This window comes from Streptomyces sp. NPDC048185 (genome assembly GCF_043202495.1).
Taxonomy (GTDB): Bacteria; Actinomycetota; Actinomycetes; order Streptomycetales; family Streptomycetaceae; genus Streptomyces.
Genome location: NZ_JBIDAN010000005.1, coordinates 270,153 through 296,127, shown reverse-complemented (window position 1 = coordinate 296,127; position 25,975 = coordinate 270,153). Strand labels below are relative to the sequence as shown.

Genomic DNA, 25,975 nt, shown 5'->3' with positions numbered 1-25,975 from the left:
CCCACTGCCTGACGATAATCGTACAAGACCGAACTGGGTAAGTCCATGATCGACAGATAATCTGTAACCTTCGTCACTCACCCTAGGGTGATTCGCCAACAAGGCTTAGCGGCAACGGACTTGACAACCAGCATGGGGACAACTGGAATCAACGTCGGAATACTCCATCGAAAGGTTTCGACAGACGTGACAACCCGCCATATCGTCCTCGTTGACTCCTATGCCCTTTCCTGGCGATTGGCCGCCGCCTTCTCGGCCTCCGGCTTCACTCCGATCAGAGTGCAGAGCACACCTGAAGTTCCCGCTCTGTATGCCGGGAAGCCGGACCCTTTCCCTTACACGGTCGACCTGGTACATCACGGGGATGTGGCGGAAACTGCGGACAGGATCGCCGAATTCAAGCCCGTCGCCGTGATGGCCGGCGGCGAACTCGGAGTGGAGCTTGCGGACTCCCTCAGTGAGGTCCTCTCGGCCCGGTTCGGCATACCGACCAACGGCACGGCCTTGAGCCGGATGCGACGGGACAAGTTCGAGATGATCGAACGCATCAAGTCCCAGGGTCTGCTCGGCGCCGAGCAGATCCGCGTGCGGAACGAGGAGCAGCTGTTCGACTGGCATCGCCGCCTGGGCCGCAAGGTGATCCTCAAGCCCTTGCGCAGCGCTGCCAACGACGGTGTGACCTGGTGCGACACCCCGGACGACGCGGTGCGCGCCTTCCGCGCGCTGGCCGGGCGGCGCAACATCTTCTCCGAGCCGGCCGACGGTGTGGTCGCCCAGGAGTACCTGGTGGGCGCCGAGTACCTGGTCAACACGGTCAGCAGGGACGGCCGCCACCAGGTGACCGACGTGTGGAAGACGCACCGGATCAGCGCCAACGACGTGACCGACCTGGCTGTGGCCTGCCATCTGCTGCCGCGCCGCGGAGAGGTGCAGGACCAGGCCGTGGACTACGGGCTGAAGGTGCTGGACGCCGTCGGCATCCAGCACGGTCCCGCGCACATCGAGGTGAAGATGACACCGAGCGGTCCTTGTCTGGTGGAGGTGGGCGCCCGGATCTCGGGGCTGGATCTGCCCGGCTTCACCCAGCGGGCCACCGGTGAGTCGCAGATCAGCTGGAGTGTCGAAGCTTTCGGCAACCCCGACCGCTTCCACGCCCGCTGCGGACAGGACTACACCCTGCACCACAGTGTCGCCTGGGCCGCCATGGTCTCGCCCGTGCGCGGCCGGCTGCGCGCCTACCGAGGGTTGGAGGAACTCACCGCGCTGGAGAGCGTGGAGAGCGTCACTCCCCTGGTCGCGCCCGGCGAGCGCCTGAGCCCCACGGTGGACGACTCCACGTATCCGATGACGCTGTCCCTGACGCACGAGGTGGACGAGGTGCTGCTCCGCGACCTGGGCACCGTGCGTTACCTCGACGGCCACGGCTTCTATGAGCTGGAGGACGACCCCGAGGCCTGACGCTCTCGCGTCGCCCGTCGTGGCCACGGTGCCGTGACGGGCGACGCGAGAGGGTCAGAGGGTCGGCTCCCAGACGAGTTCCAGCGGCTGCGCCGGGTCGATCTCGTACAGGCTGACCCGGTCGGCGTGCGGAGCGACCCGCCCTGCCAGCTCCTCACGGGCCCGCAGCAGCGTCTCCTGCGAGATGACCGAGGAGATGCCCTCCAGGAGCAGTACGGCGTCCCGGGTGGCTTCGGTGACCTTGGTGACGTCGGAGTCGCGGTGGTTCCAGTGACGGGTCATCACCTGTGAGCCGTCGGCGTAGATCACCTCGCCGTCCAGCGGCGTCTCGGACTTGTCCGGTTCCCCGAGGGGGATGTAGACGTCGTCGGGCCGTGCGTGGCGCAGCTCGATGCCGGTGCGGAAGGCCGCGAGGTCGAATCCGCCGGTGGGAAGCATGTACCTCATGGACACGAGGTTGCAGGTGTCCACGACCGAGGAGACCCGGGGCAGCCGGCCGGACTTGCGCAGCCGGCGGCTGAGCGCGTCGATGCTGGGGCGGGCCCGGCGAGGGTTCGTCCCAAAGCTGTGCAGCAGATCGTGCCAGGCGGAGATGGCGGGCTCGTCCTCCGTGGGCAGACGCAAGCGGCCCTCGCGCACCTCGGTTTCGAGAGCGGACAGCGCCTCTTCCGTCTCGGGCCAGGGCTCGTTGTTCTTGACGCCCTGGACGAGCAGGAAGACGGTACGACAGCCGGGATGTCGCGCCGCGACCTGCGGCGACATTCCGACGGTGAGCCGACGGGTCCGCGCACCGGCGCTGCCGGTGTCCTCTGAGTGATTCATGAACCGTTCCTGAAATGGCTGCGGGGATGTCCGGGAGGGGAGTCGGGACGCTCAGGACGCGATGCGTTCTTTGGCGATCGCCTGCGCCATACCGGTGACGGTGAGGTCGTCGAGAATGTCTTCGGCCTCCAGATAAACGTCGAAATCTTCCTCGATACGTGTGAGAAGGGAGATCAGAAGCAGGGAATCACCGCCCAGTTCGGGAAAGGCGACATCGCGCGGCACCTCGTCGCGCTTGAGGATGTCCGCCCACAGTCCGGCCACGCCGGCCGCGATGCTGTCGGTGTCGGGAGTCGGCTTGTCAGTCATGTCGTCCTGCCTGTCGCACGGGTGATGGCGAAAAGAGTCACGCGAGGGGGCTGAGCCGGTCCGCGGTGGCCTCGCGCACCGCTTCCCGGTTGACCTTCAGATTGCGGTTGAGGAGCGGGCTGTCGGAGGCGAGCGGGCCGTCCAGCAGTGCCATGCGGCGCACGTCCTGGGCCCGGCCGAGTTTCGTGTTGAGCTGGTCGATCCTGGTCCGCAGGGACTTCTCGGCCGTTTCCCTGTCGCCCTGGAACCAGGCGACCGCCGCCATTCCGCCGTCCTGGAGCGGGTACAGACACGCCTGGGTCACGCCCCGGGCGTTCGCCAGTTCCTCCTCCAGGTCCTCCAGCTGCACCTTCTGGCCGCCGGTGGTGATGATCAGGTTCTTCTTCCGGCCCCGCAGGACGAGGAAGCCGTTCTCGTCGAACTCCCCCAGGTCGCCCGTGGCGATGGTGTTGTCCCCCCGGAACACCGGCGTGACGCTCTGTACCGGCTCGCCCTCGTAGCCGATGCACAGGTGCCGGTCGTGACGGACCACGACCTCGCCGTCCTGCGTGAGGGAGACGGTCCCGGGGTAGACCTCGCGGCCGACCGAGCCCCTGACGTTGGCGCCCGGACGGTTCCAGGCAAGGAAGCCGATCTCGGTCATGCCGTAGATCTGGTAGAGCTCGAACCCGGTGTCGGCGAAGAAGTCGAGCATCCCGTCCCGTACGGGCGCGGACCCGACGAGCATCAGTCGCATCGATCCCCCGTACATGTCGTGGAGTTCGCGGAACACCCCGCGCCGCCAGTGTCTGCGCATCCGCTCGCCGGGCAGCAGCGAGGCCAGGGAGGCCACGGCCTCCAGCCGGGCGCGGCGCCGGGGGTCCATGGCGCGGTACCGGTTCTCGACGAATTCGTAGAAGCTCGGGGGGCCCAGCAGAATAGTCGGCCGGGTCGCCTGGAGGGCGTCGACGAAGCGCCCGACGGTGGTGAGCACGACACTGCAGTCGTTGCGGATCGCCAGGTAGCACAGGTACCGCTGCTGGAAGGTGGACAACGGCAGGGCGATCATGATCCGGTCGTCGGATCGGAAGGGGTAGGCCTGCGTGTGGGCCTCGATCAGCGCCTCGACGCCTTTCCAGGCGAGGAGCAGGCACTTGACGCGGCCAGCCGTGCCGGAGGAGAAGGCAAGCGTGAACTCCTCGGCGGCGTCAGGCGGGAGCCGCTCGCCCTGGGGCTCGGGGGCCGGATCCAGCAGCTCGACGGTAAGCGGCTCGCTCAGCACCACTTCGAGTGCGCCCACGAAGGAGGTCTCGGCGGCGCCGCGGCCCTCCTTGCCGGCGAACACCGCGGACAGTCCGTACTGCCGGCAGACGCCGGCGTTGTCGCGCCCCTTGAAGTCGGGGACGGGCAGCGCGACGGGTACGGCACCCAGGTTCAGCAGCGCCAGGTCGAGTGCCAGCCACTCGTAGGAGTTGTGGCCCCGGATGCCGATGCGCATGCCGGCGCGGATGCCGAGGTCGCTGAGCCGCCGGGTCAGCTCCGTCACATCGGCGAGTACCTCGGGCCAGCCGACGAACCTCGTCCTGCCCCGGTGGAAGACGTGGACTCCGCCGGTGCGGGCGCGACCCAGCCAGTCGATGACGATGCCGGGCCCGTGCCGGGTCGGCGCCGGCTGCCCGGCCGCGGCGAGTTGTGCGTCCATCAGCTGTCAGTGCTCCAACCAGAATGATCGATACGGTGCGCAAGTGCCGGTAGGGAAGGGGTCAGCCTGTCCGCCGCCGGCCGACCGCGACGAATCCCGCACTCGCGAGCACCCCCAGAGCCAGGCAACACAGCCACAGCGTCCGGGTGTCGGTGCCGTACAGGAAGGTGCCGGCCGCCGGGCCCAGGCCGAACGCCACCGCCTGGACCGTGGACAGATAGCCCTGGTAGCGCCCCACCTGGCCGGGGGGCGACAGGGTCGCCGTGGCGCTGCTGACGACGGGCGAGAAGAGCATTTCGCCGACGGTCCAGGTGACAACGCCGATAGCGACGGCGGCGTAGGGCTGGGCGGCGCCCGACACCACGATGCCGATCGTCATCAGGACGGTGCCGGCGAGCGTCGGGATCCACCACGCCACCCTGCGCGTCAGTCCGCTCAGCGGCATCTCGAAAATAATCACCAGGACGCCGTTGACCGTGAGCAGATACGCGTAGGCGGCGGCGCCGTGCTGCGCGGACACCGACAACGCGACCGTCGAGTTGTACTGCACGTACACGATGGTGATGGCCACGATCGAGAGGTAGAAGACCATGAGGCGCAGCGGGATGCCCCGGCCGCTCTCCGCGGTCTTCACACGCGTTGCCCCGGCGGTGCGCGCCGACGGCAGGCCCACGGCCAGCAGCAGGCTGAACACTGCGTACGTGCAGCAGCTGATGAGGAACAGGGGGCGGAGGCCGTCCTTGGCGACCACGGCGGCGATCAGCGGCCCCACGCTGGAACCCACGTTCAGGGCCAGCCGGAAGAGCGCGAAGACGGGAACCCGGTCGCGTTCCTCGGTGTGGTCGACGATCAGTGCGGAGGCGGCGGGCAGGTACGCCTGCGCGAAGAGGGCCGCGCCGAACACGCCCATCAGGACGAGGGCCTTGTTCGGAGCCAGTCCGATGACGCCCAGTCCGCACGAGGCGAGCAGCGTCGACGCGACGAGCGAAGTCTTCCTGGACAGCCGGTCGGAGGCCCAGCCTCCCAACAGGGAGCCCAGTGGGGTGGCCACTCCGACGGCGAGCAGGATGGTCGGCATCTCCCGCGGACTGAACCCGAGTTGCTGGAGGAACAGCACCAGGAAGGCGGCGAAGAACGAGCCTGCCCGGTTGAGGAGCACACCCGCGACGAGCACCCAGACCGGTCGTGGCGCGTGCCGGACGACCGCGAGGACCGACCGGTGCTTGTCGTCGGCCGGGCGCGCCCCCGCCTCTTGGTCAGTACTCATACCGCGCTCAGCGACTCACCCTCGATCACCAGGCCGGCTTCCACGGCGGCGCGCCGCTGAAGGCACTCCTCGCGATCCGCGCCGCTCACCACGGCGAAGCCGACCCTGGACAGGAAGCCGTTCGGCGGCAGCCGCACCTCGATGCCGGCCGGGAGGAAGGTGACGAACCTGTCGAGCCCCGGATACTCGGCCGTGTCACGGCGCAGCCGGACACGGTCGACCCGCATGTCCTGCCGGGGGTAGAACATGGCGATGCTCGCGACGCCCGTGCGGTCACCGGACAGCCTCGGTTCCCGCCCCACGGCGATGTCCGCGGACGCTCCGGCGAGGTCGGTGCCCTGTGCCAGCGCGCCCAGGTGCGGGATGAGGCCCCCTCCGAGGCGGACGTTGATCTCGATGATCCGCGGGCCTCGGTCGGTGAGGCGGAACTCCGTGTGCGTGACCAGATTGTCGAGGCCGGCGGCCTTGTGCGCGTCGATGACCAGGGCGAGCGCTTCGTCCAACCCGGGGTGCGGGGCCGGAGGCACGATGTGGCCCAGCTCCTCGAAGTACGGGGCGAAACCGATGGCCTTCTCGGCCATGACCACGGGGACGGTCTCGCCCTGCCAGGTGGCGCAGTCGGCGCTGAACTCGGGCCCCTCCAGGTACTCCTCGATGAGGACACCCGCGAGCCGGGAGGTGGTGCCGTCCGAGGAGCTGGCCCCTGCGGCGACGTCGAACGCGTCGACGAGCTGCTGCTCGTCGTCCACTCGGACCACGCCGATGCTCCCGCCCAGCGCGCGCGGCTTGAGTACGACCGGGTACCCGATCCCGGCGGCTGCGGCACGGGCGGTCTCGGCGTCATGGGCGACGGCGAACCGCACCGGACCGATCCCGGCTTCGGCGAGACAGGCGCGCAGCGCGCTCTTGTCCTTGCACCGCCGGACGGCTTCGGGGTCGGTGTGCGGGACGCCCAGCGCCCTCCCGAGCTCCGCCGTCAGTTCTACCAGCGCCTCGTCGTAGGTGAGCACGCCGTCGGGAGCTTCTTCCCTGGCCACTGCGAGCAGTCTCGCCGAATCGTCGGGGTCTATGAGGTGAAATCCTTTGACATAAGGTTTCTGCCAAGTGATCTCGCGCCCCTCGGCCAGGATTACGTCGACGCGCTCGCTAATGGCCTTGAGGGCGTACTCCCGAAATGGCTGGCCGCCACTCCCGATAAGCAGGAGCTTCTTCCTATTCATGGCCCTCATCTCACCATCTTCCCTGAATACCTGTCAAGACCGTGACCTGTCACGGAAGTTGGCGCGAAATGCTCCTTCCTCAAGCTGAGTCGCCCGCTCCTTGGCAGGACTGTTTCGCACACCTGCCGACGGCCGCCCCAGGAAATGGAATTCCCGGTGGCGCGGCGCTGCGTTGGGCGCCTCCGGCCTAATGTTCCCGAGAAGAATCCGGGGTGTACGGCACCGGCTCATATGAGGGACGCCCCGGTGGCGCGGGCCAGGACGGCGCACTGCTCGTCCAGGGCTCGCCGGGCGATCGCGGACTGCGGCGCGGCGGCGTCGAAGCCGTGGAACGCGCCGGGAATGTGGTGCAGCTGCACCGAGACCTCCGCGTCCAGCAGCCGGCGTCCGAAGGCGAGTCCCTCGTCGCGCAGGGGGTCGAACTCGACGGTCATCAGGTAGACCGGGGGCAACCCGGACAGGTCGCCGGCCTCGACCGGGGCGGCGTAGGGCGACACGCTCTGCGGTGTGCCGGTGCCGAGGTAGTGCCGCCACATGTGGACGTTGTTCCGGGCATGCCATCCCGGGGTGGCGTCGAACTCCTTCATCGACCGGGTGTTCATCGCATGGTCGATCACCGGGTACAGCATCAGCTGGTGGCACACGGCCGGGCCATCGAGGTCACGGGAGGCCAGGGTGACCGCCGCGGTGAGGGCGCCACCCGCGCTGGTCCCGCCCACGGCGATCCGCTCGCGGTCGATGCGCAGCTCCCCGGCGTTCGCGGCGACCCACACAAGGGCGTCGTAGCAGTCCTCGTAGGCGCACGGGAAGGGATGCTCGGGAGCGAGCCGATAATCGACGGAGACCACCGTGATCCCGGTGCGCCGTGCGATCTCGCGGCAGCGTGCGTCCTCCGTGTCGAGATTGCCGGTGACGAATCCCCCGCCGTGGAAGAACAGCAGGCAGGGAACGGGTTGCTCACCGGCGGGGCGGGCGTAGATCCGTACCGGGATGTCCGGCGATCCGGCACGCGCCGGGATCTCGCGGTCGGTCACCTCGAGTCCGTCGTCCGGCGCGCTGCGGCCACGCAGGGCACGGGAAATCCGGTACGCGCGGCGCAGCGCCTCGCGGGCTTCCTGGGGGCGGCCGTAGTCGAGATCGGGTTGCAGCTCGGCGGCGCGGACGAGCTCGGGGTCGAGACCTTGGGGGACGATGATGGGCATAGTGTTCCTCAGCGGCAGCGAGCTGGTGTGGTTCAGGGGTGTGGCTGGGCGGAGGTCGGGCGGTCACGGCCGTCGCCGCCCGTCGTGATGCGCCGGTCGGTGAAGGCGGGGAAGGCCGCGCGCGCTTCTGCCGTGCCGACCGGGTCGAACTCGGCCTCCAGGACGGTGGCGGAGGCCCCCGCCTCGGTTACGACGCGTCCCCAGGGGTCGACGGCCACGCTGTGGCCGCCGAGTTCGGTCCCGCCCTGCCGTCCGGCCGCGTTGCAGGCCAGCACCCAGGCCTGATTCTCCAGGGCACGAGCCTGGAGCAGCAGCCGCCAGTGGGCGATCCGGGCGGCCGGCCAGGCGGCGGCAACGACGAACACCTCGGCGCCGTCGTCGGCGAGCACCCGGAACAGTTCCGGGAACCGCAGGTCGTAGCAGGCGGCCAGGCCGAGCCGGCCGACCGCTGTGGCGCAGGCGCGCAGTTCGTCGCCGTGGGACAGCAGCGCCGTCTCGCGCGAGTCGTGGCCGAAGAGATGGACCTTGCGGTAGTGGTGCAGCAGTGCCCCGTCGGGGCCGAAGAGCAGGCTGGTGTTGTAGAGCCTGCCGTCCGGGCCGCGCTCGATGATGCTGCCCGCGTGCAGATGCACGCCGGCCGATCCCGCCGCCTCGCTGAGACTCCGTGCGAGCGGACCGTCGAGCGGTTCGGGGTACCGCTGTTGGGCGTCGACCCTTAAGTCGCGGGGGCCCCCCAGCTCCGGTAGGACGACGAGGTCCGCCGCCGGGTGCGCGACCACGTGGTCGCGCACCTCGGCCGTACGCCGTCGCATGGGCTGCCGGTGATCCACGTCGGCCTGGATCAGCACAGCACGCATGTTCTTCTCTCTTGCCGGTCGTCAGCGCATCCGGGCGACGACGAGGAACGCGTCCAGCGGTCCCAGCGTCCCGCGGAACATGGCGTCGAGCTGGGGGTTGCCCGTGGTCGGCAGCTCCCCGTACAGCTCGTCGAGGGCGTCGTAGGCGTTGCGCAGCGTCAGCGTCCCCGGTTCGAGGATGGCACGCTGGCCCAGCCAGGCGGCCAGATCGACACCGCACTGCTCGACGCCCGGGGGCAGCGGCGTGTCGGGCGCCGGGTACACGGGACCGCCGTCGGTCAGACCGAGCATGAGCCGGTAGAAGATCGGGCTCTCGGTCCGCGCCGTCAGATAGACGGGCACGCCGTCGGGGCACTGCGGGAGCACGCTGTCGACGATCCGCTGCCGCATCAGCTTGCGCATGGTGCCCTTGGACTGCCGCTGCGGGACCATGCCGGTGGAGTCCAGGTAGATGATCACCTGCTCGTCGAACCGGAGCCGGTGGTGCCCGGTCCAGCCGACGAAGGCGCCGTCCCGGTCACCGATGAGCACGAACTCGGCGAGGCGCTCCAGGTAGCCCTCCTTGCTGCGCTGCGCCCAGTACGGCGTCATGTCCGCGCCGAACGACTGCGTCGTGACGGGGACCAGGGCGTCGTAGATGCGGTAGTGCGTGGAGACGGTGAGCGCGTCGCCCGGGGTCTGGACGACGTAGGCGGTGAGCCCGCCCTCGAGGTCGACGGTCGTGCTGTGCCGGACGGCGTCGCCCAGCACGTCGGTGATCAGCGGCAGCTTCACGGCCTCCGAGGTGACGGCCTCTGAGGTGACGGTCATCTTTCTTCCCCTTCGTTGCGGCTTCGGGTCAGGCGAAGACGGTGCCGTGGGCCGACGCGGTCCCGCCGGCCAGCTCACCACCGTCCACGATCAGTTGCTGACCGGTGATGAACCGGGCGTCGTCGGAGGCGAGGAAGAAGAAGGCCGATGCGATCTCCGCCGGATCCGCATGCCGGTTCGCCGGGATCTTCGCGTTGACCTCGGCGAACATTGCGTCCGTGTACTCGGCCCGCTGCATCGGGGTCATCACATAGCCAGGGCTGACACAGGCGGTGCGCACATGCGGTGCGAGTTCCAGGGCCAGGCTGCGGCACAGGGCCAGCACGGCCGCCTTGGAAGCGTTGTAGTCGGCGTAGTACGGGTAGCCGGCCGAGCCGTTGGTGGAGGCGGTGGCCAGCAGGACGCCGCGGCGAGCCTTGATCATGTGGCGCGCCGCGGCCTGCCACAGCGCCATCACTCCCATGACGTTGATGTCCATCAGTTGCCTGATGTCCTTCTCCGTCATGTCCACGAAGAGGCGTCGCAGGCTGATGCCCGCGTTGGCGACGACCACGTCGATGGAGCCGGCCTCCTCGGCCACGCCGTCCACGGTGGCGCGGACGGCGTCCCAGTCGGTGACATCGGTCTCGATCCAGCGGCCCACCGCGTCCTGGGCGGCAGGCTTGCTGAGGTCGAGGTTGACGACGTGGTCACCGGCCGCGGCGAAGCGCCGGGCGGTGGCCAGACCGATGCCGGAGGAGGCGCCGGAGATGACAACTGTGCGAGCGTTCATGGTTCCTTAACCGAAGTTGTAGGTGAGGTCGGTCGGCAGGCGGTCGAAGTGCCGTGCGAGTGAGTCGCGGTAGGTGCGGCCCCTGTCCAGCGCGCCACGCAGGCGGGCAATCTCGGTGGTGTCGGCATCCCACAGCACGCTGTGCAGTGCCTTCGCCAGATCCGTGAGAGCTTCGCGTGAAGCTCCGATGAAATCGTCGGTCAGCGGGAAGTCCACCTCCGTTGCGTGTTCCTGGATCCAGCCCAGGGTGAGCATGGCGGCGGCGCTGTCCGCGAAGTGATGGTAGCGGCGGGAGAGATAGCGGACGAGTTCGGCGGTGAACGCCGTACCCAGCCTGTCGTCAGGGCCGACGGCGCCCGCCGTCAGCAGGCCGAGGACGTCGGCGTAGGCCTCTTCCAGTGCCATGCGTTCGAAGTAGCTGATCTCGGCCGGGGCTTCGCCCGCGCCTTCCACGGAGGCACGGCGCCAGAAGTGGCCGAGGTCGTGGCAGCGGAACCAGCGCAGCGACATGCGCAGCGCCTCGTCGAGCAGGACCCCATCCTGGCCGCCCTGCACGCCCTGGAGCAGCGGCAGCGAGCAGCGGCGCATCCGCTCCCGGTGCACGTTGGCGAAGACCACGGTGAACTCGGGTCCCAGCACGGTGGATTCGGCCGCTTCGAGCGGGAAGAAGTGGGCGAAGTTCTTGTGCCCCGTAACCGACTCCCCGCCGGCGAGCAGCAGTTCCATGATGTACATGGTGGGGTGGATGTCCTGCACGGACTTCACTTTCTCGCCCAGGGCCCGGGCCGCCGCCTCCTGGATGTCCCCGATCCGCTCGTCGACCGCGTCCACCTCGGTCTGCAGCTGCGGGCAGGGGACGGTGACGAGCAGGCTGATGGGGGCGTCGACATCCCGCATCGCCCACGTGCCGATGGGCCCGCAGTACAGCCAGGGCTCGTCCCCGTTCGGCTCCAGCAGCGTCACCTGCTTCCACTCACGGCTGTCGGCGTACACCACGAGCCGCTCGGCGGCCTGCCGCGCGTGCTCGACGACCGTGCGGGTGGTGGGCGCCTGCTCCTCGTCGGCGAAACGTGTCAACGCCGCCGCCGCCGCGGTGAGCAGTCCGGAGACACGTTCCGCGTGCTCCTTGTCGTCGCCGTTCACGGCGGGCACGTCCAGGGTCGTGATGCTGTCGAGGACCAGTTTGGCCCGTACGAGGTGTTTCCAGGTCTGCGGGAACTGCGCGCGCAGTCCGGCGAATTCGGGGTCGATGCGAATGGTGGCGAGTACGGGCTCTTCTCGATGCCAGAACGGGAAGTGGTGAATGGTCTCGCGGAGTGGAATGCCGAGGCTGGCGCTGGGCACGTGCGGGTCTCCTTGTGTGCGGGTGGTCGTCTTCAGTTCACGCTCGCCTGTCCCATGGCCGCCGTGGTCACCGGTGGAGTGGGACGGCCTGCCGGCTGCGCGGACTTCTGGGACTCCGCGGTGCCCTGCACCGGGACGAGCGAGACGGACCACTTCTTGCGGTTGGCGAGGAAGGCGAAGACGTGTCCGAGGTACTGGACGGTGAACCACAACGGCAGGAAAGCCGCGAAGGACGGGGCCTGGCCGGTGTCGACCCAGCCGATGGTCGCCCAGGTGACCACGCCGGTGGCCGCGTTGAGGGCGACCGTGGTCGACAGGTCCGTCTGCTGCTGGCCCCAGTCCTCGGCCTTCGGCTTGAGGATCGAACCGAGCAGCAGTCCGGTGAGAACGGCTCCCAGGAGGCCCGCGCCGCCGGCCTGCAGCATGTCCAGCGGGGTGACGGCGTGGGGCCCGACGAGGAAGTAGTACAGCACGCCGAGACCCGTGCCCACCACGAGACCGGGCAGGTGCATGGACGGCTTGCGCCAATGCTGCGGAGCGGCCATCTCCAGGTCGCGGGCGCCCTTGGGGTTGCGGTAGACGGGCGGGAAGATCAGACCGGTCAGGTCGAGGTAGGGACGGTAGGCGTCACCGGCGAGGGTGATGAGCCGCTTGTCGTAGAGGATGCTGCCGATGACGTTGTAGATGTTCACGACCACGGCCAGGACCAGCAGGTCGGTGGTCATGGTGGGCAGGCAGAAGAACATGCCGAAGAAGGCCGTGTGCACCGGGAAGCGGATCCAGCGCCGGCTGCCGACCTTCCAGTTGATGAGCTTGGGTCCCTGGGCCGAGGCCGCCTGAGCGACCAGTGTGGTGGAGCCGAAGGCGAGGCCGCAGTCGTACTCGAACAGGTGCAGCTGCCAGTACCAGAGCCACGAGGCCACGCCAAGCGCATACATGGAGACCATGGCTGCGCCCGAGAGCTCCCACACGACGTCGTCGGTGTGCTGCCAGAGCGCGGCGGCGACGAGAATGTATACGACGTTGGCCAGCGACTCGACCGAACGCCAGGCCAGGGCCTCCATGCCGGTCTTCGCCTTGACCACTCGCTTGACACGGAGCGTCGCGAGACCGGAGTGCTGCACTCCGAATCCCACGACGAGAAGCGCATCGACGAGTAGCTTTCCGGATGATTGCACGGAACATCCACTCCCTGAGAATTACCTGGGGTCAACGCCCGGCTGCGACGATGAAGCGGGCGGCACAGTAAACGCACAGCTCGCCTGTGGCGAAAACTGTGCGCTGTTACAGAGTGTATTCACATACGGCTCAGCCCGGAGGAGCTCGCCGAGGCAGAAGCTAATGCGTGCCTGATCAGCCAGTCAACGGTTTACGGTAAAGAGAATGCGAATTGGTCCTGTCGATGGACCCACAATGCCACACATGCACCATGAAAGCCGAGAAATGGGACACAGTGCCGCAAGTCCCAAGGTGGCGGCGCGCCCTCCGGGAAACCCTTGCGGCGTTCGCCGAGGTCATGTGTACAGTCCGCGGCGTGACCTCAACACACGATGTTTCACGGCACCTTGACCAAGAGCTGGTCGAGGCCGAGCGACGCCAGCCCTTCGTCTCCTTCACCGATCCGCTGAGGGCGCGCCGCAACTTCAGGAGGGCGGTCTCGCTCTCCCGGGCCCTCCGCGGGCCGAGCCCCGGCGAAGGAAACACCAAGGTCGAGGATACGGAATTCACTGCCCCCGGAGATGGCCGAAAAATATCCGTACGAATCTACACACCGGTTGCCACGGCACCACTCGGCACACAAGAGAAGCAGCCACTTCCCGTTCTTCTCTACATGCACGGCGGCGCGTTTGTGGCGGGCGACCTCGACACCGAGCACGACCGCTGTCTCCGCTTCTGCAGGGATGCTGGTTGTGCGGTGGTTTCCATTGACTACCGACGCCCTCCGGAGCATCCCTTTCCGGCCCCTCTGGAGGATTGCTACTCGGTGCTGTGCCGGGTGGCCGAGGTGGCCGAAAGCCGCGGCTGGGACGGCAGGCGCATCGCTGTCGGCGGCAGCAGTGCGGGAGGCAATCTCGCCGCTGGGCTGGCCCTCATGGCCCGCGACCGCTCGGGCCCGCGGATCGCTCTGCAACTCCTGCTCTACCCCGCCCTGGACGACCGGCTGACCTCGGAGTCCTTCCGGCGCTTTCCCCGGGCCTCCGGCTGGGACGTCGAGGACAGCCCGCTGATGTGGCGCCACTACCTCGGAGACACGCCGGCGGCACCCGTTTACGCGGCCCCGGCCCGCTGTGACGACTTCCACGGCGTCGCCCCCGCGTATGTGCTCGTCGCCGAGGTGGACGCGCTGCGCGACGAGGGAATCGACTACGCCTGCCGGATGATGCGCGACGGCGTTCCGGTCGAACTGCACTGCTTCGCCAAGGCCTTCCACGGGTTCGACCTGGCCGTCCCGCAGGCGGCCCTCACCCGGCACGCCCTCGCCGACCAGGCCGCCGCGCTCAAGGCCGCTTTCGGTCGGCCGAGCCGGCCCGCCCCCGCCCGCACCGGAGGTTGAACCCATGAACTCAGCCATGTCCCCTGTCGCCCGAGCCCACGACATCGGCAAGGAGTCACCCGTCCGGCGGGCCCACCGGCAGCTCCTGGTCTGGCAGCACGACGAATCCCAGCTCCGTCTCACCCGGCTCGACCCCGCGCACGCCCTGCTGCGGAGCCGTTTCCCGAAGGCCTGGCAGCGTCTGATCCGCGTCCAGGCGCTGCTGGACGCCACGACCGTGCTCGATCTGCCGGCCACCCTGGTCCCGGACGGGCAGCACATCGACCACATCGCCCCGCTGCTGCGCGCCGCCGCGCAAGAACTGGCCCACTGCGCGGACGAGGAGGACGCCCCCTCCGCGCACCTGGCCGCCGCCTGGCTGGCGGCGTACGCAAGTTCCGGCCAGTGGCAGCCGGTGACCCCACCGCCCGGCCTCGACACCGGCCGGCCCTGGGTCTACGCCGGTCCCGGCCCCGCCGCCGCAGGCATGGAGGACGCCGGCCTCTCCGGACGGCACGCGCGCATCCCGCTGTGCCTGATCGTCGCCGCTCCCCATGCCGAACTCCAGGCCGAGGCCGACGACGCCACCGCCCGCCTGGACGATCTGAGGCGAGCGGCGGAAAGCGTCCTGGGCGACGAGGTCGTCGCCCTCGCTCCGGAGAGCGGACGGCCCGGCATCGCCGCCGCCGACCTGCTGCTGGCCGGCGGGACAACACTTTCCGGCCACTGGGACCTGACGCCTCTGGCGTCGCCCTACCCGACGGCCGTCTTCGTCAACGTACGGCGTCACCGGGTGCGCCAGGTCCTCGCCGGGGCAACCGAGCATCCCTCCGGCACCGTCGAGGCCCTCCTCGGCCGGTCGCTGCGGCGTTCCGTCGGCCATGTCGCCGCACATCACTGGCGCCGGGCATCCGTACCGGGCGACGGGGAGCCCGCCCCCGGCCTCAAGAGCTTCGAGCGTCTCGCCTTCGAGGAGGCCTACGCCGTGCTGCTCCCCTCACTCGCGGCGCACGTGTCCACCGGGACGTCCGAGCCGCTGCGTGAGGCTGTCGAGGAACTGACCCCCTACGCCGGGCTTCCCTGCCAGCACGCCGCCGACACGGCCGCCGCCCTGCTCGTCATCGGCCGGCTCCGGCAGGGCAGCTCCGCCTGGGACCGTCCGCTCGACCTGGAACCGGCCGCCGGCCTCCGCCCGGTCCTCGAAACCCTCGTCCGGTCCCTGCACGCGGCGCTGTGGGAGGCCGACGCGTTCGCTCTCGCCGAGGTGCGCGCGGCGTTCGCCTCCGGAGCGCGTCACCAGGCCCGGAGGGCGACGCAGGACCCACGGCCGCCCGTGGAGTTCGGCTGGACCTTCGGCTGACCCCACACACTCCCACGCTTCACCGACCTTCCGACCGACAGGCTGAGCACGAAGAAATGCAGAAGCACATCGTCTTCCTGGAGAGCAACCTGACCGGCAGCGGGTACGAGGCGATGGCCGCAGCCCGCGCCGCAGGTCACCATGTCACCTTTCTCACGCGGGACGTGGGCCTCTACACGGCACCGGGCCACGAGAAGCTCGACCCGGCCTGGCTGGACAACGTCGTGACCTGCGACACCAATGACCCCGACAGCGTCGTCGCCACGGTCAAGAACCTCGACCGGCCGGCCGACGCCCTGCTGGCCGTCGGTGAATGGCACATGATCTGCGCCGCCGAGGCCGGTCGGGCCCTGGGCCTGCCCGGGCCCTCCCCGGACGGGGTGCGGGCGGCCCGCGACAAGTCCCGCACCCGGCAGCTGTGCGCCGAGGCCGGCGTGCCGGTCCCCCGCTTCGTCCGCGTCACGACCCCGCAGGAGGCGCACCGGACGGGCTTGCCCCACCCCTGCGTCGTCAAGCCCCTCGACGACGCAGGCAGCAACGGCGTGCGCCTGTGCGCGACACACGAGGAGTCGGCGGCGCACGTGCGCACGATCCTCGCCGACACTCACAACGAGCGCGGCCAGCGCAAGATCCCCGCCGCCCTGGTGGAGGAGTACATCGACGGTCCCGAGGTGAGCGTCGAGATCCTGGTGTACGACGGCACGCCCACCGTCGTGGCGCTGACCTGGAAGGAACTGTCCAGCCCGCCCTATTTCTTCGAGACGGGTCATCATGTGCCGGCCGACCTGGACCCCGAGTCGGCCGAGCGCTGTGCCCGCGTGGCCACCGACTCGCTGCGCGCCGTGGGATTCGACATGGGCGTGGCACATGTCGAACTGCGGCTGGCCACCGACGGCCCACGGCTTATCGAGATCAACTGCCGTCCCGCGGGAGACCGCATCACGTATCTCGTCGCCCTGGCCACGGGGGTGAATCTCTGCGAGGAACTCGTCCGCATGCATGTCGAACCGTGGACTCCGCCCGCGATCACCACCCGGTCGGCCGCCGCGATCGCCTTTCTGCCGGCCGGTCCCGGGGAGGTCCGGGCCGTCCGCGGTGCCGACCGCGCCCGCCTGGTCGAGGGCGTCACCGACGTCAGCCTGTATGTGAACGCGGGCGACCACAGCCGGCCGCAGCTCAACAACACCGCCCGGCACGCCCACGCCATCGCCGTCGGGCCCACCGGCCGGCAGGCCCACGCCCGCGCCCGCGAGGCCCTGGCCGAACTGCGCGTCGAGACCTCCCTCGAACCGCACTCCGGGAAGGCGGTCCGGCCGTGAACTGGGCGGTCCTCGCCCCGGCCGTGCTGGAGAACGACCGGGTACGTCTGCGGCCTCTCACTGACGGTGACCGGGAGAGCCTGCGCCGGATCGCCTCCGATCCGGACATCTGGCGGTACTGGGGAGTGGTGATGGAGACGGCGGAGGACTTCGACAGGTTCTTCGCGGCGACGCTCGCCGATCAGCGGGCCGGACGGCGCGTGGTGTTCCACATCACCGACAAGGTCTCCGGCCGCACCGCCGGCAGCATCAGCCTCGGCGGTCTGGCGGAGGCCGACGGGCGGGTCGAGATCGGCTGGTCCTGGCTCGGCGCCGACTTACGTGGCACCGGGATCGACCACTGGTCCGTGTACCTCCTGCTGGAGCATGTGTTCACGCGTTTGCGGGCCCAGCGCGTCGAGTTCAGGACGGACGCCCTGAACCGGCGGGCCCGTCGTGCCCTGCGGAACATCGGTGCCAGGGAGGAGGGGGTGCTCCGCAGCTTCGAACCGATGCCGGACGGCCGCCGCCGCGACACCGTCTGTCACAGCATCCTGGCCTGGGAGTGGCCTGCCCTGGAACGGCGACTGGCCGCGGGGCCGCGGGGCGTCCGGATCATGGCGGTGTGACGGCCGCCCGGCCGGCCGCGGCACGCCCGGTGTGGGCGTCCCGCCGCGGTTGTTCAGCCGCGGCGCAGCAGGGCGTCGGCGGACGCGGGCAGCCGGTGGCCGACCAAGGCCCGCAGGCGCGGGAACGGCTCGGTGTCGCCCACCAGCACGCCGCCCAGCAGGACGCGTCCGTCGCCGCTCAGCACCAGCTTGGCGTAGCGTCCGGCGGGCGGTTCCTCGACGGCATACTCCAGCGCCCCCTCGGTGTCCGCCTGCGCGTCGCCGAAGCTGGCCACCTGGACGCCGAGCAGCTTCAGCCGTGTCGACAGGTCCGGGTCGCGAAACGGTGCCGGGGTCTCGCGCAGCAGTTGCGCGGCCACGGACTCGGCCATGCGGTATCCCGGCGCGACCAGCCCGTGGCACCGTCCGGCAACGGCCGCGCACTCGCCGACGGCCCAGACGCGCGGGTCGGTGGTGCGGCACAGTTCGTCCACCAGGAATCCGCCGCGCGGGCCGACCGGGAGGCCCGCGCCGGCCGCGAGTTCGTCACGGGGCCGGACACCGGCGGCGAACACGACCATGGACGCGTCCAGCACCGTACCGTCCGTCAGCGTCACCGAGACGACCCGTCCGTCCGCCCCCCTGTCGACCCGCTCCAGAGCCACCCCGCACCGCACGTCCATGCCGCGCCCGCGGACGATGTCGGCCAGCAGGGACCCCCCGGGCCCGTCGAGCTGAACGGGCATCAGCCGCGGGGCCAGCTCCACCACGTGGGTGCGCAGACCCAGCGTGCGCAGTCCGTTGGCGGCCTCCAGTCCGAGCAGGCCACCGCCGACGACGACCGCGCCGTCGCCGGGCGTGGCGGAGGCCCGGATGGTCTCGACGTCATCGAGCGTGCGGTAGGTGAAACAGCCCGGCGCGTCGCCGCCGGGTACCGGGGGGACGAACGCCCGCGAGCCGGTGGCCAGGACCAGGGCGTCGTACAGGTGTCGTTCGCCGTGCTCGGTCCGCACCATGCGGTGCTCGCGGTCCACTTCCGCCACGCGTGTGCCGGTCCACATCTCCACGCGGCTGTCGGCGAGCAGGGCGGGGGTCGTCAGCAGGAGTTCGGCGGCGCCGGTGCCCTCCAGGCAGCCGGACAGCCGGATCCGGTCGTACGCGGGCCACGGTTCCTCTCCGAAGACGACGACCCGCCACCGGCGGTGCGTGTCACCGGCCAGCAGCCGTTCCACCAGCCGATGGGCGACCATGCCGTGTCCTACGACGACGAGAGTGCGGTTCACGTGGCTCCTCCAGAGCTGAGTCGAACGGCGGACGCGCACAATTCCGTCGGCCCTGGCCGGGGCGGGGACGCGGCGCCGGCCTGGACGCACCAGGCCCGGACGTCGTCGGCGCAGCCACCGCAGCCCGTGGTGGCCCGGGTGGCCGCCACCAGCGCGTACAGGTCGCGGGCCCCGTTCTGCCACGCCTTGCGCAGCGCGGCCCGGCTGACGTTGTTGCAGTCACAGACCGGGGCGTCGTCCGGCAGGGCGGCGATGTCGCCGGTCACGGGCGGGGCACCGAGCAGAAACGAGAGCCGGTCGCTGGGCAGCGGGGCGTCCCGCTCGTAAAACTGGGCCACGGCGGCGGCGGCCCGCGGCAGCCCCAGCAGGACGGCCGAGCACACGCGTTCCGCGTCGTCCAGTACGAGCCGCGCGTACCGTCCGCCGGAGGGGTCGTGGAAGGTCACGGTCCCGGTGTCCCGGCCGCCGCCGGCGGTTTCCTCCGGAGGCCCGAAGACCGCCAGTTCGACGGCGCGGGTGCGCAGCCGCAGGACCGTACGGGCCGGCCGCGCGGGGGCGCCCGGGCGTAAGCCGGTGAGCAGCCTGGCCAGGGTGCCGGCCTGCTCCCATGCCGTCGTCACGGTGCCAGGCAGCACTCCTTCCTGCTCCGCGCAGTCCCCGATCGCATGGATGCGCGGGTCGCTGGTGCGCAGCCGCTCGTCCACGACGACGCCGGTGCGGACGGTGAGCCCGGCCCGCCGGGCAAGCCCGGTGCCGGGGACCACGCCGGCGCAAAGAATCACGTGGTCCACGGGCACCCGCTCGTCGTCGTCGAGCAGCAGCAGGCCCGGTTCGTGTCCGGTCGCGGTCCGGCCGGGCAGCAGGCGGACACCGAGCCGTTCCAGCCGCTCGGTGAGCAGTGTCCCGGCGGTCTCGTCCACGCGCGGCGCGAGCGGGTACGGCGCCGGGTCCACCAGGGTGACATGGTGTCCGCTCTCGCGCAGGGCGACGGTGGTCTCGACGCCGAGCGGTCCGGCGCCGACCACGGCGACAGAGCGTGGGGGCGCGGCGGGTGCGCTGAGTACCGCGAGGAGTTCCCGGCAGTCGTCCAGCGTGCGCAGCGCGCAGACGCCGCCCGGTGCCCCGCCGGCCGACGGGCCGCTCCACGCCGGCCGGCGGGGCCGGGCGCCGGTGGCCAGCACCAGGGCGTCGTAGGGGTACGTCGTGCCGTCGTCGGTGTGCACCAGCCGGCGTTGGCGGTCGATCGCGGTGACGCTGACCCCGGTGTGGACTTCGGCGTCCACGGCGGGCAGCGTGAGGGCCTCGGGCGGCAGCCGGAGCGCGAGGACCGAGCCCAGCAGAGGGCGGTGGTAGGCGGGGTGCCGCTCGGCGCCCAGCACGGTGAGGCGGCCGGTGTGTCCGTGCCGGCGCAGCTCCGAGACCAGCCGGTGCGCGGCCGACCCGTGGCCCACGATGACGATGTCCATGCTCACCCCTCCGGGTCCGCGGGTCCGATCCGGACCGCGCAGACCTTGAATTCCGGCATCTCGCTGCGGGGGTCCAGAGCGGGGTTGGTGATCAGGTTGGCCCGGCCGGTGCCGGGAAAGTGGAACGGAAGGAACACCGTGTCCGTGCGCATGGTGGGCACCACTCTGACCCGGGCGATCACCCGGCCGCGCCGCGAGTCCACGGCGGCGGCCGTCCCGTCCGTCAGCCCCGCGGCGGCGGCTGTGTCCGGATGCATCTCGACGTACATCTCCGCTTCCGCCGCGTTGAGTTCGGCCACCCGCCGTGTCTGGGCCCCGGACTGGTAGTGGGCGAGGACGCGCCCGGTGGTGGCGGTCAGCGGGTACTGCGCGCAGGTCGCCTCCGCGACGTCCCGGTGGTCCACGGCGGCGAATCTGGCGCGTCCGTCGGGGTGGGCGAAGCGGTCCAGGAACATGCGCTCGGTGCCGGGGTGCGGCTCCTGGTCGGCGGGGCGTTGGGGGCACGGCCAGTACAGGGCCTCGCCCGCGTCCAGCCGGTCGTAGCTGATACCGGAGTAGTCGGCACGACCCCCCCGGGAGGCGTGCCGCAGTTCGTCGAACACCTTGCGCGGCGCGGCCGGGAACCGCTCGGCGGGCTGTCCGAGTCGGGTCGCCAGACCCTGGATGACCTCCAGGTCCGAGCGGACTCCGGCGGGCGGGTCCAGCAGGCGCCGGCGGCGCACTATCCGGCCTTCCAGATTGGTGAGGGTGCCCTCCTCCTCCGCCCACTGGGTCACCGGCAGGACCACATCGGCGAGCCGGGCGGTCTCGGACGGCACGAAGTCGGCGACCAGCAGCAGGTCGAGTGCGGCCAGGCGCTCCCGGATCCGGCCCGCGTCGGGGGCGGAGACGACGGGGTTGGAGCCGAAGACCAGCAGGGCCTTGGGCCCGCCGGGGCGACCGAGCGCATCGAGCAGCCGGTAGGCGCTGCGTCCCGGGCCGGGGAGGTCTTCAGGTGCCACTCCCCAGACGCGGGCGACGTCCTCGCGCGCGGCGGGGTCGGTGATGGACCGGTAGCCGGGCAACTGGTCGGCCTTCTGCCCGTGTTCACGGCCGCCCTGCCCGTTGCCCTGGCCGGTGAGACAGCCGTAGCCGCTGCCGGCAAGGCCGGGCAGGCCCAGGGCGAGGGCGAGGTTGATGAACGCGGCGGCGGTGTCGGTGCCCCTGCTGTGCTGCTCGACTCCGCGGCCGGTGAGGAGGTAGGCGCCGCGTGCCTCGGCGAGCATGCGGACGGCCGCCCGCTGGTCCTCGGCGGGGACGCCGGTGACTCGTTCGACCCGCTCCGGCCACCAGGTCAGGGCCCGCTGCCACGCGTCGTCGAAGCCGCTGGTGCGCTCGGCCAGGTAGCGCCGGTCGCACCAGCCCTCGGTGACGGCGATGTGCAGCAGTCCTTGAGCGAGCGCGAGGTCGGTGCCGGGGGCCGGCTGCAGATGCAGTGCTGCCAGCTCTGCGGTTCTGGTCCGGCGTGGGTCGATGACGATCAGGCAGGCCCGCTCCAGGTGGCGCAGCAGCGGGGGCATCGTCTCGGCGACGTTGGCGCCGGCGAGCAGCACGGTGTCCGCCTGCGCCAGGTCGGTGACCGGAAAGGGCAGGCCCCGGTCCATGCCGAAGGCGTGGTTCGCCGCGACGGCTGCCGACGACATGCAGAAGCGTCCGTTGTAGTCGATCTGGCTGGTGCCGAGCGCGAGCCGGGCGAACTTGCCAAGAAGGTAAGCTTTTTCGTTGGTCAGTCCGCCAGCGCCGAACACGCCGACCGCGTCGGGGCCGTGCGCCTCCCGGAGCCGGCGGAGCCGGTCCGCCGCCAGGTCGAGGGCGATGTCCCAGGCGACCGGGGTGTGCTCTCCGGTACGGTCTCGGACGAGCGGGCGGCGCAGCCGGTCCGCGGTGTCGAGAACGGCGGGTGCCGTCCAGCCCTTGAGGCACAGTCCGCCGCGGTTGACCGGGAAGTCGGACGGCTCGACGCGCACAGCGCCGTCCCGCTGGCTGAGGCGGGTGCCGCACTGCAGGGCGCAGTACGGGCAGTGCGTGTTGACCTGGTGCGCGGTCATGACGGGGTCACCTCCCTGCCGGTGCGATCGGAGCGCAGATAGGCGGTCTGGACGACTCCGACGCACAGCGCGTAGAAGCCGAGGAAGGTCCAGAAGGCGGCGTCTCCGGTTCCGAAGGTCAGGTACGAATACCGGAGGGTCATGTTGATGCCGGCGCCACCGAGGGCGCCGATCGCGCCGGTGACGGCGATGGCGGCGCCGGAAAGCCGACGGGCTTGGGCGAACGCCTGTGCCGCGTCGGCTCCCTGGGTGACGTCCCGTTCCGCCTTCCGGGCGAAGACGGCGGGGATCATCTTGTATGTGGAGCCGTTCCCGAGTCCGCTGAGGACGAACAAGACGGTGAAGCAGGCCAGGAACAGCCCGAGGGAGTGGCGCGCGGAGGCGACGAGCAGCAGGGCCGTGCCCGCGGCAAGGCCGAGGTAACTGGCAAGGGTGACCCGCGCACCGCCCCATCGGTCGGCCAGCCATCCGCCGAGAGGCCGGCTCAGTGAGCCGAGGAGCGGTCCGAGGAAGGTGAGTTGTGCCGCTTCCAACGGGGTGGCGCCGAACTGGCTCTGCAGGACGATGCCGAAGGCGAAGCCGTAGCCGATGAACGAGCCGAAGGTGCCGATGTAGAGGAGGGACATCCACCAGGTGTCGCGGTCCCGGGCGGCCTCCCGCAGTGCGCCGGGATGGGTCGGTACGGCGTCGATGTTGTCCATGAACAGCGCGGACAGCACGGTGCACAGGATGATCAGCGGCAGGTACGCGGCGGCCACGTACGAGGGGTGGGTATCGCCTGCGGTGGAGATGATGAGCAGGCCGACGAGCTGGATCACTGCGACGCCGAGGTTGCCGCCGCCGGCGTTGAGCCCGAGCGCCCAGCCCTGGTGGCGTTGCGGGTAGAAGGCGGTGATGTTGGTCATGGAGGAGGCGAAGTTCCCTCCTCCGACGCCCGCGGTCGCGCCGATCAGCAGGAACACCCACAGGGGGGTACCAGGGCGATGCACGAAGTACAGGGCCAGGGTCGTGGGCACCAGTAGCACGGCCGTGGCGAATACGGTCCAGTCACGACCTCCGAACCGGGTCACGGCATGGCTGTACGGCAGCCGCAGCACAGCACCGACCAGCGTCGGGACGACCACGAGCAGGAACTTCTCGCCGGCATCGAAGTCATGGCCGATCCGCGGGGACATGAACAGGACCAGGACCGACCACATGCTCCACAGGGAGAAGCTCACGTGCTCGCACAGGACAGACACGACGAGGTTGCGGCGTGCCACCCGTTTCCCGTCGGCCTCCCAGGCGACTGTGTCCTCCGGGTCCCAGCCGGTCAGCCGGCGTCGGCGCAGGCGGGGTGCCCATGTGGGAAACGCTGGGTGGGGGCGGGGCCCGTGAACGGGCGCTGTTCGGCTGCTGGACATGGCCATCCGTCTCCAGGCATCGCGTGACGTCAAGATCACCATAAGTGAGCTCGAGGAGATGGAATGGTCCACTTGCCGGCCTGCCGAATGGACCACTACACCGGTGACCGCGCTGCCCGAGCAGCCGCCGCACCCGCCTCAGGCCGTGTCCGGCTCAGCGTGTGCCGCCGACGCCGCCCCCTCGATCAGCACGGACATCGCGCCCATGGTCGCCCCGGTGACATCCCCGGTGACGTACGTGACCGCCGTCCGCGAGCCGCCCGCCGTGACGCCGGCCCAGGCGTGATAGCCGAGCAGTTCGCCGAAGTGGGAGTGGAAGCTGCCGCCGCCGGGGAGCGGAAGTTCGGCGAGGCCGAGGCCGTACCGCGCGCCTTCGATGCCGATCCCGGGGGGGCCGGGACGGTGGCGGTCATCTCGGCGAGCCGTGGGACGCCTCTGCCGCCCAGCTCGATCTCGTCGACGACCGACGAGCAGTCGACCAGGGACCATACTGATTCCCGTATCGTCGGCGGCGAACTCCCGTCTTGGACACGGGAGTCGGCATGATGTTCTTCTGACGCCATGACGCCTGAAACACCTGCCGGACGGCAAGCGGCCGACTCCTCCGGGCGCCGACCGGCCCGGCGAACGGTCCTGCGCGGTGCCGCACTCGGTGCGGCCGCGCCACTGATCCCGGCCGCACCGACCGCCACCGCAGCTGACCGGCACGCACGCAGCGGCTTACCCGGAAACAGCACGCTGTTGCGCTGGCTCGGCGCCGCGGGCTGGCGCATCGACGCAGGCCAACGCACCGTCCTCGTCGACCCCTACCTCACCCGCTTCCCCACCGGTCTCTACCGGGGCCGCTTCGATCCCCGCACCCGGCTGCGCACCCGCCCGGAGGTCGTGGACGGGCACATCGGCCGCCCCGAGCTCGTCCTGGTCACCCACTCTCACTGGGACCACCTCAACGATGTGCCCCACGTCGCCAAGACCACCGGCGCGCGGGTCGTCGGGACCGAGACGACGTATCACCTGCTCGTCGCCCTCGGTGTCGCGCCGAAGCAGATCAGCGTGGTCAAGGGAGGCGAGGTCCTGGACTTCGACGGGATCATCGTCGAAGTCGTGCCCGCCTTGCACAGCCGCGACAAGAACCACTCCTACTTCGCCCCCGGCACCCTGCACGCCCCACCGCGCAAGGCCCCGCACACGATCGCCGACCTCCCGGAAGGGGACACCCTCGCCTTTCAGGTCACCACCAGTCGCGGCGACCCGTCAACGTTCTTCACGGGAGCCAGCGACTTCGACGAGCGGGCTGTACAGGGCCTGCACCCCGACCTCGCCATGATCGCCGTACCCTCGTCCACCGCCACCCGGGCCTACGTACCCCGGGTCATCAACGCCCTTGACTCCCCCGGCATCGTCGTGCCCGTGCACTGGGACGACTTCGAACGGCCCCTCACCGGTACACCCGTGCCCGACCCGGCCATGGACCTGGACGCCTTTCAGGCTGCGGTGACCAGAGCCGCCCCCGCGACGCGGGTCGTCATCCCGGACTACCGCACCGTGTACGACAGCGCCATGCGACCAGCCGGGCCGTACCGGCAACCGTGAAGGTGGTGGGAGTGCGCCGCGCCCAGGCAAGGACGCAGCGGGCCGGTGACCTGGTGGGGCACGCGTATCCGCAGCTGCGGCAGCAATGATGGGCCCACCGCTGCCGCACAGGGCGGCACAGCCCGGGTCATGTCAGGGCCGGCAGGTCGGCGCACAGAGCGGTGGGGAAGGCGGGCTCGGTACGGTGCACGCCGGTGCAGCCGGCCCCGGTGCTGCGGGCGATCGGATCCCAGCCTGCCGGGGTGGCGTGGCAGGGGCTGTCGCGCCGTCGGGTGAAGGCGGTGAAGCTGTTGACGCTGACATCGCGCCGGCCGAGCGGCTGCGCCAACCGTACCTTCGCGGTGACCAGAGCCGTGCGAGTGCAGCCGTAACTGCGGTCCTGAGCCGGGGACTTGTAGGTGACCTGCACCCACACCGTGCTGGACGAGGTATCAGTGACCCTCGCGCCAAGACCGCGTACGCACGGGCGCGGGCCGTCCGGCACGTCGGCATCGACACTCAGCGTGCGCCCGTCCTCGGCCAGACGTGCGGCGGTGACGCGGATCGGCGCCGCGTCATCCCAGCGTACCGTCGGCGTGACGTCCGAACCCGCGGTGTCGGCT

At 70.4% G+C, this 25,975-nt stretch carries 23 protein-coding genes; 7 read left to right on the top strand and 16 right to left on the bottom strand.

The window, feature by feature from the left end; translation table 11 throughout:
- Positions 1-366: 366 nt before the first annotated feature.
- Positions 367-1,458, top strand: coding sequence for an ATP-grasp domain-containing protein (locus ACGF3H_RS17420; RefSeq protein WP_362493647.1), 1,092 nt, complete (start codon positions 367-369; stop codon positions 1,456-1,458).
- A 54-nt stretch (positions 1,459-1,512) separates the two neighbouring features.
- Here ACGF3H_RS17420 and ACGF3H_RS17415 read toward each other — a convergent pair whose 3' ends face one another.
- The 11 genes from ACGF3H_RS17415 to ACGF3H_RS17365 form a co-directional block, all read right to left on the bottom strand.
- On the bottom strand, positions 1,513-2,280 hold the full coding sequence (locus ACGF3H_RS17415) for a phenylalanine--tRNA ligase beta subunit-related protein (RefSeq protein ID WP_362493650.1): 768 nt from the start codon (positions 2,278-2,280) through the stop codon (positions 1,513-1,515).
- 51 nt (positions 2,281-2,331) lie between these two features.
- Positions 2,332-2,589: a phosphopantetheine-binding protein gene (locus ACGF3H_RS17410; RefSeq protein WP_362493653.1), complete on the bottom strand. Its 258-nt coding sequence runs from the start codon at positions 2,587-2,589 to the stop codon at positions 2,332-2,334.
- Between the two features lie 37 nt (positions 2,590-2,626).
- Entirely contained in the window at positions 2,627-4,270 is a 1,644-nt protein-coding gene (locus ACGF3H_RS17405) for an AMP-binding protein (protein ID WP_362493655.1), read from the bottom strand.
- 61 nt (positions 4,271-4,331) lie between these two features.
- A complete protein-coding gene (locus ACGF3H_RS17400; RefSeq protein ID WP_362493658.1) occupies positions 4,332-5,537 on the bottom strand; it encodes an MFS transporter in 1,206 nt (401 codons plus the stop codon).
- A complete protein-coding gene (locus ACGF3H_RS17395) occupies positions 5,534-6,574 on the bottom strand; it encodes an ATP-grasp domain-containing protein (protein WP_362493660.1) in 1,041 nt (346 codons plus the stop codon). Before ACGF3H_RS17395 ends, ACGF3H_RS17400 begins: the two co-directional genes overlap by 4 nt.
- Positions 6,575-6,984: 410 nt before the next feature.
- Positions 6,985-7,959: an alpha/beta hydrolase gene (locus ACGF3H_RS17390; protein ID WP_362493663.1), complete on the bottom strand. Its 975-nt coding sequence runs from the start codon at positions 7,957-7,959 to the stop codon at positions 6,985-6,987.
- Between the two features lie 32 nt (positions 7,960-7,991).
- Positions 7,992-8,816: a nitrilase-related carbon-nitrogen hydrolase gene (locus ACGF3H_RS17385; protein WP_393816499.1), complete on the bottom strand. Its 825-nt coding sequence runs from the start codon at positions 8,814-8,816 to the stop codon at positions 7,992-7,994.
- A 21-nt stretch (positions 8,817-8,837) separates the two neighbouring features.
- A complete protein-coding gene (locus ACGF3H_RS17380) occupies positions 8,838-9,626 on the bottom strand; it encodes a hypothetical protein (protein WP_362498186.1) in 789 nt (262 codons plus the stop codon).
- Positions 9,627-9,654: 28 nt separating this feature from the next.
- Complete coding sequence (locus ACGF3H_RS17375) at positions 9,655-10,398, bottom strand: SDR family oxidoreductase (RefSeq protein WP_362498183.1); 744 nt, start codon at positions 10,396-10,398, stop codon at positions 9,655-9,657.
- 6 nt (positions 10,399-10,404) lie between these two features.
- Positions 10,405-11,742: a hypothetical protein gene (locus ACGF3H_RS17370; protein WP_362498180.1), complete on the bottom strand. Its 1,338-nt coding sequence runs from the start codon at positions 11,740-11,742 to the stop codon at positions 10,405-10,407.
- Positions 11,743-11,774: 32 nt separating this feature from the next.
- Complete coding sequence (locus ACGF3H_RS17365) at positions 11,775-12,878, bottom strand: hypothetical protein (protein ID WP_362498177.1); 1,104 nt, start codon at positions 12,876-12,878, stop codon at positions 11,775-11,777.
- Between the two features lie 398 nt (positions 12,879-13,276).
- On the opposite strand from ACGF3H_RS17365, the gene ACGF3H_RS17360 reads away from it, so the two are divergent.
- Genes ACGF3H_RS17360 through ACGF3H_RS17345 form a run of 4 tightly spaced genes read left to right on the top strand, consistent with a single transcriptional unit; the run spans position 13,277 to position 17,562 of the window.
- Positions 13,277-14,296 (top strand): alpha/beta hydrolase, encoded by a 1,020-nt coding sequence (locus ACGF3H_RS17360; protein ID WP_362498174.1) that lies wholly within the window; start codon positions 13,277-13,279, stop codon positions 14,294-14,296.
- Positions 14,297-14,300: 4 nt separating this feature from the next.
- Positions 14,301-15,635 (top strand): hypothetical protein, encoded by a 1,335-nt coding sequence (locus ACGF3H_RS17355; protein ID WP_362498171.1) that lies wholly within the window; start codon positions 14,301-14,303, stop codon positions 15,633-15,635.
- Between the two features lie 56 nt (positions 15,636-15,691).
- Complete coding sequence (locus tag ACGF3H_RS17350) at positions 15,692-16,954, top strand: ATP-grasp domain-containing protein (RefSeq protein ID WP_362498169.1); 1,263 nt, start codon at positions 15,692-15,694, stop codon at positions 16,952-16,954.
- Positions 16,951-17,562, top strand: a complete 612-nt coding sequence (locus ACGF3H_RS17345; RefSeq protein ID WP_362498166.1) for a GNAT family N-acetyltransferase — start codon at positions 16,951-16,953, stop codon at positions 17,560-17,562. Before ACGF3H_RS17350 ends, ACGF3H_RS17345 begins: the two co-directional genes overlap by 4 nt.
- A gap of 53 nt (positions 17,563-17,615) precedes the next feature.
- Here ACGF3H_RS17345 and ACGF3H_RS17340 read toward each other — a convergent pair whose 3' ends face one another.
- Genes ACGF3H_RS17340 through ACGF3H_RS17325 form a run of 4 tightly spaced genes read right to left on the bottom strand, consistent with a single transcriptional unit; the run spans position 17,616 to position 23,639 of the window.
- A complete protein-coding gene (locus ACGF3H_RS17340; RefSeq protein WP_362498164.1) occupies positions 17,616-18,824 on the bottom strand; it encodes an FAD-dependent oxidoreductase in 1,209 nt (402 codons plus the stop codon).
- Entirely contained in the window at positions 18,821-20,290 is a 1,470-nt protein-coding gene (locus tag ACGF3H_RS17335) for an FAD-dependent oxidoreductase (protein WP_362498161.1), read from the bottom strand. The genes ACGF3H_RS17340 and ACGF3H_RS17335 overlap by 4 nt, the downstream gene beginning before the upstream one ends.
- A gap of 2 nt (positions 20,291-20,292) precedes the next feature.
- On the bottom strand, positions 20,293-22,377 hold the full coding sequence (locus ACGF3H_RS17330) for a molybdopterin oxidoreductase family protein (protein ID WP_362498159.1): 2,085 nt from the start codon (positions 22,375-22,377) through the stop codon (positions 20,293-20,295).
- Positions 22,374-23,639 (bottom strand): nitrate/nitrite transporter, encoded by a 1,266-nt coding sequence (locus tag ACGF3H_RS17325; RefSeq protein WP_362498156.1) that lies wholly within the window; start codon positions 23,637-23,639, stop codon positions 22,374-22,376. The genes ACGF3H_RS17330 and ACGF3H_RS17325 overlap by 4 nt, the downstream gene beginning before the upstream one ends.
- A 139-nt stretch (positions 23,640-23,778) precedes the next feature.
- Here ACGF3H_RS17325 and ACGF3H_RS17320 point away from each other — a divergent pair, with 139 nt between their 5' ends.
- The gene (locus ACGF3H_RS17320) at positions 23,779-24,066 is read left to right on the top strand and encodes a hypothetical protein (protein ID WP_362498153.1); all 288 of its coding nucleotides are present in this window, start codon (positions 23,779-23,781) and stop codon (positions 24,064-24,066) included.
- A gap of 275 nt (positions 24,067-24,341) precedes the next feature.
- Entirely contained in the window at positions 24,342-25,373 is a 1,032-nt protein-coding gene (locus tag ACGF3H_RS17315) for an MBL fold metallo-hydrolase (RefSeq protein WP_362498151.1), read from the top strand.
- 127 nt (positions 25,374-25,500) lie between these two features.
- Here the strand turns inward: ACGF3H_RS17315 and ACGF3H_RS17310 are convergent, their stop codons facing one another.
- Complete coding sequence (locus tag ACGF3H_RS17310) at positions 25,501-25,782, bottom strand: hypothetical protein (RefSeq protein ID WP_362498148.1); 282 nt, start codon at positions 25,780-25,782, stop codon at positions 25,501-25,503.
- Between the last annotated feature and the right edge of the window lie 193 nt (positions 25,783-25,975).